The 15,864-nt window shown below is 68.7% G+C and carries 20 protein-coding genes and 1 other RNA gene; 7 read left to right on the top strand and 14 right to left on the bottom strand.

The window, feature by feature from the left end:
• Positions 1–2: 2 nt before the first annotated feature.
• The gene (locus tag BOX37_RS23960) at positions 3–1,301 is read right to left on the bottom strand and encodes an ABC transporter substrate-binding protein (protein ID WP_071929599.1); all 1,299 of its coding nucleotides are present in this window, start codon (positions 1,299–1,301) and stop codon (positions 3–5) included.
• A gap of 225 nt (positions 1,302–1,526) precedes the next feature.
• On the opposite strand from BOX37_RS23960, the gene ssrA reads away from it, so the two are divergent.
• Positions 1,527–1,898: a transfer-messenger RNA gene (gene ssrA, locus BOX37_RS23955) on the top strand.
• Between the two features lie 469 nt (positions 1,899–2,367).
• Here the strand turns inward: ssrA and BOX37_RS23950 are convergent.
• The 6 genes from BOX37_RS23950 to BOX37_RS23920 all read right to left on the bottom strand — a co-directional run bounded on the left by BOX37_RS23950 (position 2,368) and on the right by BOX37_RS23920 (position 4,957).
• Complete coding sequence (locus tag BOX37_RS23950) at positions 2,368–2,880, bottom strand: hypothetical protein (RefSeq protein WP_071929598.1); 513 nt, start codon at positions 2,878–2,880, stop codon at positions 2,368–2,370.
• A 207-nt stretch (positions 2,881–3,087) separates the two neighbouring features.
• The gene (locus BOX37_RS23945) at positions 3,088–3,543 is read right to left on the bottom strand and encodes a hypothetical protein (protein ID WP_156910515.1); all 456 of its coding nucleotides are present in this window, start codon (positions 3,541–3,543) and stop codon (positions 3,088–3,090) included.
• A 244-nt stretch (positions 3,544–3,787) separates the two neighbouring features.
• Positions 3,788–4,063, bottom strand: a complete 276-nt coding sequence (locus tag BOX37_RS23935) for a hypothetical protein (protein WP_156910514.1) — start codon at positions 4,061–4,063, stop codon at positions 3,788–3,790.
• Between the two features lie 26 nt (positions 4,064–4,089).
• Positions 4,090–4,470 (bottom strand): hypothetical protein, encoded by a 381-nt coding sequence (locus BOX37_RS23930; protein ID WP_071929594.1) that lies wholly within the window; start codon positions 4,468–4,470, stop codon positions 4,090–4,092.
• Entirely contained in the window at positions 4,467–4,709 is a 243-nt protein-coding gene (locus BOX37_RS23925) for a hypothetical protein (protein ID WP_071929593.1), read from the bottom strand. Before BOX37_RS23925 ends, BOX37_RS23930 begins: the two co-directional genes overlap by 4 nt.
• A complete protein-coding gene (locus BOX37_RS23920; RefSeq protein ID WP_071929592.1) occupies positions 4,706–4,957 on the bottom strand; it encodes a hypothetical protein in 252 nt (83 codons plus the stop codon). The genes BOX37_RS23925 and BOX37_RS23920 overlap by 4 nt, the downstream gene beginning before the upstream one ends.
• A gap of 178 nt (positions 4,958–5,135) precedes the next feature.
• Here BOX37_RS23920 and BOX37_RS23915 point away from each other — a divergent pair, with 178 nt between their 5' ends.
• Positions 5,136–5,870, top strand: a complete 735-nt coding sequence (locus BOX37_RS23915; RefSeq protein WP_071929591.1) for a helix-turn-helix domain-containing protein — start codon at positions 5,136–5,138, stop codon at positions 5,868–5,870.
• 348 nt (positions 5,871–6,218) lie between these two features.
• The gene (locus tag BOX37_RS23910) at positions 6,219–6,842 is read left to right on the top strand and encodes a hypothetical protein (RefSeq protein ID WP_071929590.1); all 624 of its coding nucleotides are present in this window, start codon (positions 6,219–6,221) and stop codon (positions 6,840–6,842) included.
• A 64-nt stretch (positions 6,843–6,906) separates the two neighbouring features.
• Here BOX37_RS23910 and BOX37_RS23905 read toward each other — a convergent pair whose 3' ends face one another.
• Positions 6,907–7,119 carry a DUF5302 domain-containing protein gene (locus BOX37_RS23905; RefSeq protein WP_071929589.1) on the bottom strand — a complete coding sequence of 71 codons (213 nt, stop codon included), beginning with the start codon at positions 7,117–7,119 and terminating at the stop codon, positions 6,907–6,909.
• 321 nt (positions 7,120–7,440) lie between these two features.
• Here BOX37_RS23905 and BOX37_RS23900 point away from each other — a divergent pair, with 321 nt between their 5' ends.
• Together BOX37_RS23900 and BOX37_RS23895 are read left to right on the top strand one after the other, a co-directional pair.
• Complete coding sequence (locus BOX37_RS23900; RefSeq protein ID WP_240505033.1) at positions 7,441–8,748, top strand: reverse transcriptase family protein; 1,308 nt, start codon at positions 7,441–7,443, stop codon at positions 8,746–8,748.
• 257 nt (positions 8,749–9,005) lie between these two features.
• Positions 9,006–9,893, top strand: a complete 888-nt coding sequence (locus tag BOX37_RS23895; protein WP_071929588.1) for a hypothetical protein — start codon at positions 9,006–9,008, stop codon at positions 9,891–9,893.
• On the opposite strand, the gene BOX37_RS23890 is transcribed toward BOX37_RS23895, so the two are convergent.
• Positions 9,871–10,716, bottom strand: coding sequence for a DUF1266 domain-containing protein (locus BOX37_RS23890; protein ID WP_084760026.1), 846 nt, complete (start codon positions 10,714–10,716; stop codon positions 9,871–9,873). The genes BOX37_RS23895 and BOX37_RS23890 overlap by 23 nt on opposite strands.
• Before the next feature lie 223 nt (positions 10,717–10,939).
• A complete protein-coding gene (locus BOX37_RS23885; protein ID WP_071929586.1) occupies positions 10,940–11,398 on the bottom strand; it encodes a DUF4442 domain-containing protein in 459 nt (152 codons plus the stop codon).
• Between the two features lie 127 nt (positions 11,399–11,525).
• Between BOX37_RS23885 and BOX37_RS23880 the strand changes: the two genes are divergently transcribed.
• Both BOX37_RS23880 and BOX37_RS23875 read left to right on the top strand, forming a co-directional pair.
• The gene (locus BOX37_RS23880) at positions 11,526–12,215 is read left to right on the top strand and encodes a helix-turn-helix domain-containing protein (RefSeq protein ID WP_071929585.1); all 690 of its coding nucleotides are present in this window, start codon (positions 11,526–11,528) and stop codon (positions 12,213–12,215) included.
• 124 nt (positions 12,216–12,339) lie between these two features.
• Positions 12,340–12,828: an NUDIX hydrolase gene (locus BOX37_RS23875; RefSeq protein ID WP_071929584.1), complete on the top strand. Its 489-nt coding sequence runs from the start codon at positions 12,340–12,342 to the stop codon at positions 12,826–12,828.
• Here BOX37_RS23875 and BOX37_RS23870 read toward each other — a convergent pair.
• The 4 genes from BOX37_RS23870 to BOX37_RS23855 form a co-directional block, all read right to left on the bottom strand.
• A complete protein-coding gene (locus BOX37_RS23870) occupies positions 12,804–13,202 on the bottom strand; it encodes a VOC family protein (protein WP_071929583.1) in 399 nt (132 codons plus the stop codon). The genes BOX37_RS23875 and BOX37_RS23870 overlap by 25 nt on opposite strands.
• 50 nt (positions 13,203–13,252) lie before the next feature.
• Positions 13,253–13,666, bottom strand: a complete 414-nt coding sequence (locus tag BOX37_RS23865; RefSeq protein WP_071929582.1) for an arsenate reductase ArsC — start codon at positions 13,664–13,666, stop codon at positions 13,253–13,255.
• A 131-nt stretch (positions 13,667–13,797) separates the two neighbouring features.
• Positions 13,798–15,099: a D-arabinono-1,4-lactone oxidase gene (locus BOX37_RS23860; RefSeq protein ID WP_071929581.1), complete on the bottom strand. Its 1,302-nt coding sequence runs from the start codon at positions 15,097–15,099 to the stop codon at positions 13,798–13,800.
• A 58-nt stretch (positions 15,100–15,157) separates the two neighbouring features.
• Positions 15,158–15,835, bottom strand: a complete 678-nt coding sequence (locus tag BOX37_RS23855) for a TetR/AcrR family transcriptional regulator (protein WP_071929580.1) — start codon at positions 15,833–15,835, stop codon at positions 15,158–15,160.
• Positions 15,836–15,864 lie beyond the last annotated feature (29 nt).

The following is a 15,864-nucleotide window of genomic DNA, read 5'->3' as shown; positions in this document are numbered from 1 at the left end:
GGTCAGAGCCGGGTGCAGGGTTCGTGGATGCCGAGACGCGCCAGCGTCGTGCCCTGATAGCCGGTACTGATCGCCCGCGCGCCCATCGGTGCCTGCTGGTCCGGCTCGAACACCACCGACCACTCCGCGCTCAGATCGGGTCTCTCGGCGCCGGTGGGATGGACCACCACCATGCCCTCGCCGTCCGGCTTCAGATTCATGACAGAGCGACGCAAGCCGGACCGGGTGAGTTCCTTGTTCTCGGCGGCCGCGATGAGCAGTGCCTCGAGCGGGTAGGAGATCGCCCAGCCCAGCGAGTAGCCGAAGTTGGCCGGTTCGCTGTCCACCGCGGCGCGGGCGCGCTGCGCGCCGACGCTGTCGCCGGCCCAGCTGTCGACCGGTGTCGTGTAGTTGTAGAGCGCGGTGAGCGCGGACGCGGCGGGCGTCTGCAGCAACGCCGCGTTCCAGGTGGGCAGCGAGCCGAGGAACCGGCCGGTGAAGCCCGACTTCACCAGCTTGCCGACGATCTCCGCGGTCTCGGCGGGCCCGGTGGCCAGCATGACCAGATCCGGTGCCGCGGCGAGGATCTCCTCGACCGGACCGTCCTGATCGCCGACCTCGCCGTTGGGGCCGGTGTCGATGCGGTCCGCGATCGTCGCCCCATTGGCCAGGGCCCACTTCAGCGCGCCGCTGGCGTAGTCTCCACCCCAGTTGCCGCGATAGGCGACCACGGCGATATTGCTCGGCGCGTAGTGGGTCTCGGCGAACCAGTCCAGCCCCATCACCGCTTCGGTGCAGTACGAGTAGCCCGCGCTGAGCACCAGATTGCGGTCGGCGCTGCGATAGTTCCAGCCCGACCACTGGGTGGCCGCCACGCTGACCATGTCGTCGGCGTCCATCTGATTGAGCATCGCGATCGACTGCCCCGTACCCAGGCTCTGCGCCAGCGCGAGCACGTGCGGTTCGATCTCGTGATAGGCCATGCGATGCACGCGCGGATCGAAGGAGGTGTCGCGGCTGTAAGTGGTGATGTCGATGTCGTAGCCGCCGATGCCGCCCGACTCGTTCACCTGGTTCCAGAACGCCAGCTGACCCTCGTTCATCGAGATGCCCAGCGGCGCGAACGGCCCGCCGCCCAGGTCGGAGAGCACCCCCAGATAGATGCAGCCCCGGTCCTTGTTCGCCGAGCCGGGACAGGGCGCACTGGTCACCCCGGGCCCGTAGTCCTGCTCGCCCGACGAGCAGGCCGCGGCCAGGACGAGACCGGCCACGATGGAGATGGCCGCGGCGCGGCGCAGCGCACGCGGTCTGGTGAATGCCATCAAGTAACTCCTCGCTCCAGCCGCCCAGCGGATCTCGTGGTTCCGGTGCGACCGAACGAGAACAGTACTCGCCCCGACCGGCCCGGAGACCCGGATTCGCCGAGGCCGATGTGACGGGTTCGCTACCCGGTCACCCCGGCGACACCGCCCACTGGCAGAAATAATGGGAAGATCCCCGCCGCCGCGAGTGTTAATATGACTAGTCCGCACGGTGCGGGCACGTACGGGGCTGAACGGTTTCGACTGCGTACGTTGATTCAGGGGAAGCGTGTCGGTGCAGGCAAGAGACCACCGTAAGCGTCGCTGCAACCAATTAAGCGCCGATTCCAATCAGCGCGAGTACGCCCTCGCTGCCTAAGTAGCAGGTCGTCTCTGTCAGACCGGGTTCGTCTCTCGACCCGGACCCTGGCATCAGCTAGAGAGACTTACTGTCCGGCCCGGTCGCGGGGTCGGATGGAACATCGAACAGCGACTGGGACCGTCATCCGAGCTTGTTCGCGAGACCCGGAGGTCCAAGTAGAGACCTAGCGAACTGCACACGGAGAAGCCCTGAAGACGCGGCGGAGGACCCGGGTTCGATTCCCGGCAGCTCCACCAAGGCCCCCTACCTGTTAGCGCAGGTGGGGGGCTTTTTTCATGCCCCGACGGCCCGTAGATCTGGCCGTGTGCCCACATTTTGCCCACACCTGGCCGCGGCGTTAGCCGCCGCTGTCCGGAATCCGACGCCCATCCGATCGGCCACGCCGTCGAGGTCGTCGTCGGACAGATGCCCGTAGTCGTTCACCGGCTCGAGCTTCGTCTCTCACGCCATCCGCCTCGTCGACCAATCCAACAACGTCATCGCCACCGGCAGCACGGTCACCTCCTCGGCTGGTACATGCACGGTCACGGTGGACGATGTCGACCTGACCGCGATCACTGCCGTCAAGGTGCAGATGCAGGGCGGATTCTCGGCGGGCACGATGTCGTCCGGAGCAGGGACGTTCTGCACGATCACCTGAGTGGCATCGAAACGCAATCGGCCCCACTGAAATCCTCGGTGGGGCCGCATTCGTGTGTCCGGGGGTCAGCGGCCGGTCACGCAGCTCTGCACGGCGAGCCCGATGTCGTCGCCCGCGTTGAGCCCCAGCGGGTCTCGGCCGTCGACGAGCATCGAGTTCCGGCGGGCGCCGCCGGACAGGGCGAAGACTGCGGGCCCGTCGGTGACCCACACATCCGCCGAGGACACCCGGCGCTCGCCTTCCATGATGTGCCCGCCGATCCACCACCGGTCACCGTCGCGAATCGCCCACGGTTCACCCAGTGAGTGCCCGCTGTCGTTGAACGCGGCATCGATCACGGCGACGTACTGGTCGGGCGCCTCGACGCAGCGGGAGCTGCGGCCCTGACTCGGCGCGGTGGTGGGCGCGGTCGCGGTTGCTGTCGACCGCGCGGCGGTGGGTGACGCCGGTGCCGGTGCCGCGTACGTGGTGGTGGCCCGGGTCGTCGTGGTCGTGTCCGATGCCTGGTCGTTGCCGCCGAAGGTCATCAGGCCGCACCCGCCGCACAACAGGATCGGTAGGCCGATCACGGCGAGCACGACCCACAGGCCAGTGTTGCTCTTTCGGGGCGGCTGCGGCCGCCCGGGGTAGGGCGGTCCTGGGCGAGGAGGGTAGGGCGGCGGCATGGGCGGCTGGGTCAACGTTTCCCCTGGTGGTTGGGATGATGCCGGATGATCGCCTCGGCGATAGGTGACCTTACGGTGATGGCGCGCCCGCCGGAATACCTTCCGGCGGGCGCGATCTCGTCAAGGCCGCATGACGAAGCTGACGGCGAACTTCACCTCGCCGGGCCCCTCGGCCGTGCCGAACGCACAGTGCGCGCGCCACGTGTACGGGGTGTCGAGGGCGAGATCCTTGATCGTCGAGTGCCACTTGTAGTCAGCGGGCACGGCCGGGTGCCGATCGTGGTAGCCCGGTATCCCGTCAGCCGAGGCCACGCAGCTCATCGTGTTGTTAGTGATGATCGCCTGTACGGACGGGTCGAGGACCAACGTCCAGAACATGCGGTTACTGAATCCACTGTCGGAGGCATAGACGACATCGCCGGTCCAGGTGCCGTGCTTCTTGTAGGTCGCGGACTGATTCCCGGGGGTGAAGGTGACGACGGGTGGCACCTGCGCGGTCGCCGGGGCGGCGAGTAGGAGAACGGCGGCTAAGGCGCCGAGAGCGGTGAGGGTGGACGTACGTGTTCTGCTCGACATTCGAATTTGTCCTGTGGTGTCCAGTCGATCACGACCTCGACTGGCAGGCCCTCGTGCACGTCCGCGTAGCGGAGGCCGTCGAGATCGGAGACGTGGAACCACACGTAGGTGCCGTCGTCTGTCCTGATGACGCCGGTGCCGTTGGTCGGCTTCCATCGGTAGACGGTCGCGGGTACCACGGTGTCCCCTCTCGGTGGGCTGTGCGGTCGACTCCATGATCGCGCGGGCGGATCTGGAATTGCTACTACGGGTGACGGCCGGGCGATTCACCCCCTCGCCGGACAGTCTCGCGAGGTGTGATCACGTCGCACACCAGCGCGACGGCGCGCTCTGTGCCGCCGAGGTGTGCCAGCGCGGGTGCGAGCACCGCATCGGCGCGGTGCTCGAGGACGGTCTGTACGGTGAGCACGGTCGGCAAGTACTCGCCCGGCTGTATCAAGAGGATGCGGCACAAGTCGTACCGGCGCGCCTCGGCGAGACCCCGCACGAGACGCCCGTCGACGCGCGGGTCGGCCGACACCGCCGTGCGTATGACGCCGATCGCCCTCACCGCAGCCAACCCGGTCGGTCGTCTACCCAGACCACCGGCGCGGCGATAGTGCCGTCGTAGATGCAGCGCCACGGCGCTTCTCGCGTCACCCGATGGCGGCGCGTCATCTCAGCTGTGTCGGCGAACGAGACGAGCGGCGGACGGAGGTACGGCGCGCCGTCCGGCGACCACGCGCGGATACACGCCAGCGACCAGCCGGACCACCGGCCGACCTCGATATCGGGCGACGGCACCCACACGCGCTCGCTCCAACGCCACTCCCGCACTTGCTGATACGGGTGACCGGAAAGCATCGCGAGCGTGCCGAGCCCGAAGTACCGGCGTATCCCGGCGTCTCGCGGGTCGGGCTGTAGCAGCGCGACCGACGCGGCCGTCACCGGTCGGCCTCGGTGTCGGCGACCGACAGCGGCGTCACGTCGACCGGGTCGCCGAGCGCGCCGAGGGCGCCCTGTACGTCGGCGTAGAGCTCGGCGAGGGTGAACGCTGCCACCGGCCACAGCACCCCGTACTCGTCGAGCACCCACAGACTGCCGTCGTCGCGCTGCACCCACCCGGCGGGCCGGTCGTGTTCGCCGCCGTCGTGCTTGTCGATCCGGGCTACCTCGCTGCCGATCATTCGAGGCCCCGCGAGTTCCGCGGGTCGGGCACCATGTGACCGGCGTCGACGAGGGTCTTTCGCGCTGCCCGTTTTCGGGCGCATGTGTCGAGCGGGCACGAGGCGTGCCGCTGCATGGCGCGGTGCGCGCCCTCGACTGTGAAAGCCCTGTCGAGAGCCTCGTGCGGCCACCCGATGACCAGCATGTCTCGGTCTAGTAGGGCGTCATCGGCGGCGATATGCGCCGCCATCTCTGGTGTCGCAGCCATGGGCTACCCCCTTGGGTGAAGTGATTCGCCCCGGCGCCAGCGAATCTGAGTTCGGAGCTGGCGCCGCGGCGTAGGTGAATCGTGCGCGCCGTCGATGTGTGTGCGCGACGACAGGGCGGGCGTCAATCGCCCCCTATTCGAGGCGACATTTAGGCGTCATCAGCGTTATCGTGAGCACATGCGGACCACTCCGAACACGGCACTCCGCGCCGCACGCACGGCCCGGATCATGAGCCAAGACGACCTCGCCCGTGCCCTGCGTGAGGCCGGGTGTGCCAGCGCGACCAAGCGCCTCGTCCAGCGATGGGAATCCGGCACCACCACACAGCCCCGCCCGAGCCATGCCCGCGCGTTGGAGCGGGTGATGGGCCTGCCGATCGAGACGCTCGGGTTCGGCACGGTGCGCGCTGGTCGCGAGGTCGGGGGAGCGATCGACCGCAGTCACGAAGTCGAGTCGGAGATCAGCGCGGTGGCCCCGAGCCCGGCCGCGCCGACGCGCACGGTCGGCGACTACTCCGGCGTCTGGCTGTCACGGTACGAGTACTACTCCAGCGGGCGCGACTCCTCGTTCACCGTCGCGCACTACGCGGTGATCCTGCAGCACGGCACACAGGTCACCGTGCGTAGCCTGCCCGGCTCGTCGCCGTCGACGATCGAGCTCGACCTCACCCTCGACGGGTCGGTGGCCACCGGCACCTGGGCCGAGCGCACCGCGGTCGAGGGCTACTACCGCGGTGCTCGCTACCACGGTGCGTTGCAGCTGCTCGCCGACCCGACCGGCAACCGGCTGGCCGGGAAGTGGCTCGGGTTCGGCAAGGACTTCGAGATCAACAGCGGGCCGTGGGAACTGGTGCTGCAGAGCCCAAGCACGAGCAAAGCGACCCTCGACACCTACCAGCGTCCCCCCGTGTGAGCGGGCACATTTTGGGCACCATCCGCCGGGAGTACCCGTGATTCACTGTGATCTGCAGTGATGAATTGCCGCAGGTAGATCCACAATTGAGTCCCCTGCCAGGGCCCTGATCCGGGTTCGATTCCCAGCAACTCCACTCGAGGACCTCGCTCGACACCCGAATGAGGGCTTTTCGTACGCCGGCTATGAGCTGCCGATCGGAATCATCAGGATGTCTTGCCGTGGCCGGTCTGGTTTGGAAGTGTTGCAAGGTTGCGCGTCGTGCGCGTCTGACGTATCGGAGGGTGTCGTGACCTTCCGGCAGTTCTCTGGAGGGGAGATCACCTGGTGGCCAATGATTTTCGGAGTATGGCGGGGAAGGCGGCCAAGGCCGTCACGGAGGAGGCGAGGCAGCGAGGCGGGTCTCTCGCACTGAACGACGAGGACATCACCGCGTTCCTTGCCGGTGTTGTGGAGCCCGGTGAGCAGGGGGTGGCATTCGGCAGGTTCACTCCAGACCTCGACTGCCCGAAGGTACCGCGCGGACGAAAGGTCGAAGACGGCTTCGGGGGCAGGTCGACGACACGCAAGATCGCCGGGGCGGCCATTGGGGTCGCCGCCGTCGCTTCGGGCGAGTGGTTCGGCGACCCCCGGCGGTCGGCCCTCCACGGCGGCCTCGACAGCATGGCAGGCCGGCTCCGCATCCAATTCGACCCGGTGACCAACGGCTGCGAACACATCCTCGCCCTGACGAACACACGCCTGATCCTCCTGCGCATCCGCGGCGGCGTCGGCCGGAAATTCGGCCCCGCCCTGATCGCCTGGTGGGCTCACCGCTCGCATGTCGTCGCCTCCCGCCCCCGCGGGAACGGCGGATTCTCCCTCGCCTTCGCCGATTCCTCGTGGATCACCCTCCACGGCGACCCTGACACCGTCCTCCGCACTGCTTTCCCCGACGCTCCCTCCCCGTGGCCCGGTGAATCGCCCAGATGAGGCGAAGAGCCCCTCACCGGAATCCCGGTGAGGGGCTCTTTCCGTGCGGCGGTTCCGGTGAAACTCAGCCACCCGCCCTGCGCCGGAAGGTGCGCTTGCCGCCCGCCGCGGCCTGCGTCCCACGTACCTTGGCGGCGTTCTGTGCCGCCCCGCCCACCGCGGCGTTCCCGTTCTTGCGCTCGAGCGCCTCGCGGAACTTCCGTTTCGTCGCTTCTTCCGGCGACTCGTTCGCTTCGCCACCGGACTGCGCGGAGGTGACATCCTGTTCATCGGCCATACCCACAGCCTGCCACCTCCGCGCCCCCTTCGAATCCACTGCCGAACGAGGGTTTCAGAACTCGCGGTGTCCACTGTCTTCCGCGCAGTTTCAGGCGGCGGCGTGGTTGCCGAGCTCGGTGAGCAAGGGGAGAGTGCCGTGGAGAGGCGGATCGCGCGCCTGGCCTCGGTGACATCCTCGGGTTGGGGGAGTGTGGCAAGGTGTTCCGGTGCGGCAGTGGTGGAGCGAGAGTGGGGTTGAAAGGCGACCCATCTCAGGGGTAACCCCTGGGGGCTTCTTGTCGGTTGGGTACAGCGTCCGGAGCAAGGGCGCACGCTTCGCGTGCAGCGCAGCACCGTGGACGAAGGATTCTGGTCGCTCCATCACCGTCGCATCTTCATGAGCCGGATGATCTCGGTCGAGTTGGCCGCGGAGCTGGCTCGGGCGTTCGAGTTGCTCGATGACGAGTGGGCGCAGGCGAGGTTGGCCGAGGCGTTCGGTGCGGTGATCGAGCCGGGGTTGGCGGAGGAGATCGCGCGTCGGGTCGTGGATCTGATGCCCGTGGTGCCGGTCGATCCCGTGGCGACCCTGTGCCGACTGCTGGCCGAACTGCCGAAGTTGCCGACGATCGTCGTCCCGCTCGATCCGCCGGAAGTGCGGATGCGGTTCGGGGCGGTGGAGATTCCGGATCTGGCCACGCTGGCCATGCTGCTCAACGTCACCCCGAGTGAGCTGGAGTGGTTCGCGGATAGGGGCGGGTGGTTGCGCCGCTCGACACAACCGTTGTCGCACTACCGGTATCGACGGCTGCCGAAGGCCAACGGCACCAGATTGGTCGAGGCGCCGAAGGTGCGGTTGCGCGAGATCCAGCGCCGCATCCTGCACAAGGTGCTCACCGGCATTCCCGCCGATCCCGCCTGCCACGGCTTCGAGAAGGGACGCAGCGCGGCGACATTCGGCGCCCCACACGCGGGCGCCCCGGTCGTGGTCCGGATGGATCTGCGCGACTTCTTCCCGACGATCGGACTGGCGCGGGTTCGCACGGTGTTCACCGCCTGCGGCTACTCCCCGGCGGTGGCCCGCGTACTCGCCGAACTGTGCACCACCGCGTCCCCGGTCGCCGAACTGCGCGGCCTCGACCACGCCCAGCGCACCCTCCTCGCCGTCCCGCACCTACCGCAGGGCGCTCCGACCTCCCCGCGCCTGGCCAACCTCGTCGCGCGCGGCCTCGACCGCCGGCTGACCGGCTACGCGAACCGCCACGGCCTCACCTACACCCGCTACGCCGACGATCTCGCCCTGTCCGGCAACGCGAACACCGCCCACCTGGTCTGGACGGTGACCCGCATCGCCGAGGACGAGGGCTTCACGGTGCATCCGGCCAAGACCCGCATCCGCCGCGCCCACCAGCGTCAGATCCTGGCCGGTCTCGTCGTCAACGCGCACCCGACCGCGCCCCGCGACCGTTACGACGCGGTCCGCGCCCTGCTGCACAACTGCCTACGCACCGGCGCCACCGCGCAGAACCTGCACGGGCACAACGACTTCCGTGCCCACGTCTACGGTCTGATCTCCTGGATCGGCGAGACCAGCCCCCACCGCCGCGACAAACTGCTCACCATGGCCGACCGCGTCGACTGGACTCGGTGACGGCACGATCCCGCACCCCGGGCGACAGACCCCAGCGATGACGTCGCGCCGATCGTGTCCTCGCTGACCCTGGCCGACCACGTCGTCTGGGCCCGGCCGGCCAGGATTTCGCGCGTCTCGGGGGCGTCGCAGTCCGTGCCATCAGTGAACGCGTGAATCGGCCCCCGCTGAGTCCCGCCCCGCCGAAACGACGCCGCGTCGTGGACCGTGCCGGAGGTCTCGGTAGGATCTCGCAGGTGGGGCTGGCCAGGAGGGACGTGGCTGTGATCGAAGTGTGGGGTGCGCGGGTGGCCGTGCGGTACTGCGACGGCCGGTTGGTGACGACACCGCTGCGCGCCGACAACGAGGCGGCACTGGACATCTCGGTGGCCGAGCTGGCCAGGATCGCGCTCGCCACCACCGACGAGGACCAACTGGCGATGCTGTTGTTCTTCCGCTCGGCGCAGTTCGCGGTGAACGGCGTGCCCACCGACCGTCACCCGGTGCCGGTGTTCCTCGAAACCGGGCTGCGCGAGCAGGCGCAGGTGCTGGTCAGAGCGGTCGAACGCGACCTGATCGGTTTGCGTCGGGTGTTTCCGCCGCGCCCGAATCTCGTTCCGCCGCGTCCGGTTCCCGGTCCGAACGGCCTGCGGCGTCCCGATGTGTCGGCCGCGGCGGGCCGAATGCGATACGCGGGCAACTCCCTTCGCGAGATCGACATCCTGCACGGCTGCGCCCGCCCGGACGAATACGTGCTCGAGCTGGCCCAGGCCGGACACGAGGGCGCGCCGGGGCTGGTCGCCATCACCACGTTGCGCCTGCTGTTCGTCTCGGCGTGGGCGGTCTACGAGTTCCCGGTCGCGGTCCTGACCGGTGCCGAGGTGCGCACCGCGCCGGGTGAGGTGGTGACGCTGCGGATCTCGGGCGCGGGCACCGAGCTGGACTTCCTGGACTGGGAGCCGGCCGACTTCGCCCGCGTCGTCGAGGCCATCGGCCTGGCCTGCGAGGTCGAGCACGCCGACGGGTCGATCGCGCAGTCGCTGCCGTCCTCGGCCGACCTGTTCGGCGAATGGCAGCTGCTGGTCGAGCGCCGCAAGCTGGGGATGGTCGCCGACGACCCGTTCCGGCGTCAGGCGGTCGGCATCATGCTGGCGATGCCGGGCTGAACACCGGCGCGCCCGAATGCAGCGCCACCCGGCGCCACGGGCTCGACGGACGCAGATGCAAGCCCGCGATCATCCGTCTGCGCTGGGCGATCTGCTCCTTGGCGGCCGAGAGATCCTGGGTGGCCGCCCAGAAAATGGCGCCGGTGAGGAATCCGTCGCCGAACTGGCGCCAGTTGCGGTAGTGCTGGCGCGCCCGATCCAAGCCGGTCAACATGTGCTCCCACGCCTCGTCCTCGGTGAGGTATTCGGCCGTGCGCGCCGCCCTGGCGATGAAGACCAGCCGCGCCAGATCCCAGGCGGTGGCGTCGGTCTGCAGCGGGGTCGGCAGGCTGTCGGCGATGCCGAGTTTGATGGCCTGCAGCCAGGCGTCGTAGTCGCGGTCGATGCCGGCGGGACCGCGGTAGCCGCGGAAACCCGAGAGGGTGTGCAGGAATTCGCGATGTTCGTCGGCCACGCCGGTCCGGTCGACCCGTCCGGTGTCGGTCGCGGCCGCGACGGCGAGCGGGTGGACGAGTTCGAACAGCGGTGCGTGCATGCCGGCGAGCAGCCTGCGGATGGTGTCGCGGGCGTCCTCGGCATTGTCGACGCCCCACGACTCGTGCAGGCCCTCGATCGCGGTCTCGCGCCGGGTCGAGGTGCTGTCGTCCTCCTCGGGCAGGAACGCGACGCCGTCGCAGTGCGCGCCCCAGCTGCGGCCGTAGTAGGCGCCGACGGCCAGCGCTCTGATCCGGTCGTCGGCGATCGGCGCGCCGCACCACAGATCGGGTTCGGTGTCGATGTCGGGGCCGGGGAACCCCGCGACGCGCGGTCGTCCGCCGCGCACTGATCCTGCCGGTTGCATCGAGCCCCACCCCTCCCGCCGAGCCGAATTGTCGTGCCGCCAGATCTTACGGAATCGGCTCCCGCCGTGCGGCGTCAGCCCTGGCCAGTGACGCGTGGGACATCGATGATGATCCCGACTCCGCCCCAGGCACACCACCGTAGGCGGCCAGAGCGAACAGCAACACCGAACGCGCCACGGTCATGAGCAGACCTCAGGGCGGAATTCAGCGTCCGATCGCGCGCAACTGATAGACCCCGCGCGAGGTGGCCACGACCGTACCGGCTGCATCGGTGACCACCGCTTCCAGCACGAAATCTGACTTCCCGCGCTCGGCGGCCTCGGCGCCGATCCGCGCGATCTCGGCCTCGTCGAGGGTGGCCTCGGCCCGCAGGTCGCTGCGCGCCATCGCCTTGAACGAGATGTCGAACGACTTCACCAGCGGGTAGAACGCGCTGGTGTCGAAACTGGCCGCCGCGATGGCCCCGCCGAGCACCTCGGCGACGGTGAACTGCACACCCGCGTAGATCGCGCCGAAGTGGTTGCCGTTGCCCTCGTTCGGCACCGCGGTCACCGCGAATCCGCGCCGCGCCTCGACCGCGCGCACCCCCATCTTCGCGGCGGCCGGAACGGTGAGTTCGATGGCGCTGTTGATGGTTTCGACCAGGGAATCCGCTGTCGACATGGCCCGTCCTTTCGCGAACAGGACAGTCCCGGCTGGACGCCGCTGTCCCGGTGCGCCCAGGGTAGCGGGACAGCGGTGTGCGCGGACGGGATCGAAATCTGTCGGTGGCCGGGTCTACCGTCGTGGCATGGCCGACTACCGGGAGCGCGCAGCACGGGTCGACCGTGCCGTGGTGTGGAGCGTGTCCGGGCGGTCCGGTTCGGTCCCGGTGTATCCCGACGGCTGTATGGACCTGATCTGGACCGAGGGCGCGCTGATGGTGGCCGGTCCGGATTCGCGGACCTTCCACACCACGGCCGGCCCAGCGGGCGACTACGTCGGCATCCGGTTCGCGCCGGGCACCGCACCGGCGCTGCTGGGGATTCCCGCGGTCGAGCTGCGCGACCAGCGGGTCGGGTTGTCGGAGGTGTTCACCGATCGCAGGGCCCGTGCACTCCTCGACCGCCTCGACAACGCGCCCGACCGCGTTGCGGCATTGGACACGATCGCGGCGGAGCTCGCGGCCGAGGCGAAACCACCCGATCCCGCGCTCACCGCGGTCGTGGGCATGCTCGCCGCGGGCGGATCGGTCGCCGACATCGCAGTCGGAACGGGGCTGTCGGCACGGACGTTGCACCGGCGCTCACTGCCGGCCTTCGGCTACGGACCCAAGATGTTGGCTCGTGTTCTGCGGTTCCAACGGGCCCTGGCGCGAATTCGGGCGGGGAGATCGGCGGCCGAGACGGCGGCGGCCACCGGCTTCGCCGACCAGGCGCACCTGTCCAGGGAGGTGCGTGACCTGGCCGGATGCACGGTCGGCGCGCTGTGCTCCCGGTGATCGTCGGAGCTCGGCGCCCGGAAAGTCCCGTTCGGAAACGTCACCGGGGAAAGTTATGCTCAGTGGGCACGCCCCGTCGCTTGTACAAGGCCAGTCCGGAACACCGACGAGAGGATGTGACCCGATGATCGACGAATCCGTGTATTCAAACCTTCGTATCGAAGCCGAACGAGATGAAGTCCGTCGACTTGTCGTCGGCGCCGTCGTCGTCCGCCATCACCGGGTGCTCATCCTCCGCCGCCGACGATCGGATTTCCTGGGTGGCCGGTGGGAATTGCCGAGCGGGGTCGTCGAGCCGGGCGAGGCCCTCGACGACGCGCTGACCCGCGAGATCGCCGAGGAAACCGGCCTGCGGGTCACCGAGGTCAGCGACTACCTGGGCGAATTCGACTACCTGTCCAGCAGCGGCGCCCGCACCAGGCAGTTCACCTTCGTCGCCGAGGTCGCCACGACCGGCCCGGTGACGCTGACCGAGCACGACGCCCATCTCTGGACGCGGCTGACCGGAGAACTCCCGGTCAGCGACGAGGTCCGCGAGATCCTCGGCCGCTACCAGCAGCGGCTACGCGAACCACACTCCTGGTCGGCCTATTCGCTGGGCAACGGCGCGTAGAGGTCGATCCCGTGCCCGTCGGGGTCGGTGAGCGAGGCGTAACGCTGACCCCAGAAGGCGTCCCACGGCGCCAGTTCGCCGTGGTGGCCCGCCTCGACCAGTTCGGCGTAGACCTTGTCGACCTCGGCCGGATCGGCGCAGCGGAACGCGATGCTGCTTCGGCCGGGGCCGGTCGGGGGTCGCCAGTCCGGGGTGAACGAGGCGATGGTCTGCTCGGTGTCCAGCGCCAGGCGCAGGCCACCACCGAGCGGCGCCTCGGCGTGTCCTTCGGATTCCGCGCCGTCCGGGAACACCAGTCCCAGCCTGCGGTAGAAGGCGAGTGAGGTCGCCATATCGGAGACGATGATCGAGATCACGTCGAGCTGTGGAGTCATACCCGCAGCCTAGGGACACTCGCGCGAGGTCGTCTTGAACGAATCGGACATCACCGGGCCGGCACGGGTACCAGTTCCGCGATCAGATTGCCGACCAGGATCCGCAGGTGATCGCGAATGTTGCGCACCACCTCGATCGGCTGACCGGCCGGGTCGGCGAGCACCCAGTCGCGATAGCTGATCCCGGGGAAATAGGGACACACTTCGCCGCAGCCCATGGTCACCACCACATCGGAGAGCCCGACGGCATCGTGGGCGAGCGGGGTCGGCCGTGCGCCGGAGATGTCGATATCGATCTCGGCCATCACCGCGACCGCGGCGGGATTGAGTTCGTTCGCCGGTTCGCTGCCGCCGGTGCGCACCTCGATGCGGTCACCGGCCAGCGCCCGGAGGAATCCCGCCGCCATCTGTGATCGGCCCGCATCGTGGACACAGACGAACAGCACGCTGGGGGTGTGGGCCATGGTCGCCCTTTCGGTGCAGGGGCGAAGTGCTTGTGGCGCTTCGGTTATCACCGACCATCATTCCATCAGTGCGGGCGCGCGGCGCACCGGTGGGCGAGAACCGGCGCACCGGTTGTCCGGCGGTGTCCGCGTCAGTCGAGCGGGCCGAGTACCCGGCGCACGTAGTCGTTGGCGAACACGCCGGTGGGGTCGAACCGTCGCCGGACCTCGGTGAACCGGTCCCACTCAGGGTAGCGGGGGCTCAGCGTCGCGGCGGTCTGGAAGTGGTGCTTGCCCCAGTGCGGCCTGCCGTCGTAGCGGTCGAAAACCGCTTCGCAGGCCCGCAGATACGGTTCCCACACCATGCCCTCGTACTGGTGCACGGCGATGTAGCAGGTCTCGCGGCCGCCGGCCGGGGAGAGGAAGGCGTCGTCGGGCGCGACCCAGCGCACTTCGATCGGCATCAGGGTGTCGAATCGCTTGCTCAGCTCCAGGATCTCGCGGATCGCGGTGGCGGCGTGTGCGCGCGGGATGGCGTATTCCATCTCGTTGAACTTGACCAGGCGCGGGGTGGCGAAGACCCGGTAGGAGCGATCGACCTGGCGATTGTTGCTGCCCGCGCGGGAGGCGACGCGGTGAATGTAGGGAATGGTGGCGGGAATTCGCTTGCCCAGCTTGCACATTCCGTCATAGAGGTGGTTCGAGAGCAGGATGTCGTTGAGCCACTCGCGCACCGCGCCGCGCGGTTGTTCCGGCGCGTCGGTCCGGTTGAGCGCCTTGGTCATCGCGAGCGTGCTGTGCGCGAAGGCGAAGAACTCGAAATGGTCGTTGCCGTCGATGTATTCGTCGAGGTCGGCGAGGACTTCCTCGATCGGCACCGGCCGCTCGACGTTCTCCAGCACGAATGAGGGCTGCAGCTGCAGGGTCGCCGCGGTGACGATGCCGAGCGCGCCGATACTCACCCGCGCGGCCCGCCATCCGTCCGGATCGGTCCGCGCGTCGAGTTCGACGGTCGTGCCGTCGGCCCGCATGAGCTCCACCGCGTGCAGGGCGGCGGAAATGTTGGGCAACTTCGCGCCGGTGCCGTGGGTCGCGGTGGCGGTGGCGCCCGCGAGGGACTGGGTGTCGATGTCGCCCAGGTTGGGGAAGGCGAGGCCGTGCTGATGCAGCAGCGGGTTGGCCGCGTTGAGGGTGAGACCGGCTTCCACGCGGACGCGCCCGGTGCTCGCGTCGACGTCGAGCACCTTGTTCAGCCGACGCAGGTCGACCAGCGTGCCATCGGTGAGCACCGCGTCGGTGAAGGAGTGGCCCGACCCCGCGACGCGCACGGTCCGGCCCGCCTCGGCGGCGGAGGTGACGGTCTCGGCCAGTTCCTCGACGTCACGCGGCGCGGCGACGACGGCGGGTGTGCAGCGCTGCTCGCCTGCCCAGTTCACCCAGGTGCTCTTGGTCATGTGTCCAACAGTAGAGGATGGACTGTGACGCGCGCTACTGCTACGGCTGAGCTACCGCTCAGCGGCGACGTCCGAGGCAGCCGGCGGCCTTGGCCTGCTCGACCTCCTGGTCGGTGAGTGGATCGACCAGCAGTGGCCTGCGCGGCACGGCATCGGTGCGGACGCCGTTGAGGGTGATGGCCATATAGCGTTGCCAGACTTCGGAATTCACCGGTCCGGCGAATTCGGCGAAGGCGTTGACCATGTGGATCAGCGCGAAGAAGTCGGTGGTGGTGACGTCGGGATGGACCGCGCCGGCCTCGCGCGCGCGATCGATGATCGCGGTGACCGAGGGGCGGATCCGGTCGCGCAGCTCGGCGAAGCGGGCCGGATCCTCCTCCAGTTCGAGCATCACCTCGCCGAAGCCGCGGTTGGTCGCCAGATGCCGGCAGGCGTCTTCGAAGAACTCGACCAGGCCCAGCCAGGCGTCGGGATTGCGCATGGCCTCGTCGGCCGCGTCGGCGAAGTCGACCATGTGCTGATCGAAGACCTCGGCGATGAGTTCCTTCTTGTTGGCGAAGCGACGGTAGACCGTGCCGACGCCGACCCCGGCGCGCTCGGCGACGTCGTCGAGGGTGATCTCGAGGCCGTGATCGGCGAAGAGTTCGCGAGCGGCCGCGACGATGCGCTGCTGGTTGCGCACGGCATCGGCGCGCAGGCGGCGAGGTGGAACGGCAGTCGTCGTGGCGTGATTCACAACTACATCCTATCAATTCACGGATTAAG

This window comes from Nocardia mangyaensis (genome assembly GCF_001886715.1).
Lineage (GTDB): Bacteria > Actinomycetota > Actinomycetes > Mycobacteriales > Mycobacteriaceae > Nocardia > Nocardia mangyaensis.
Note: the sequence above shows the minus strand (reverse complement) of the source record. Positions and strands in the feature narration are given on the sequence as shown.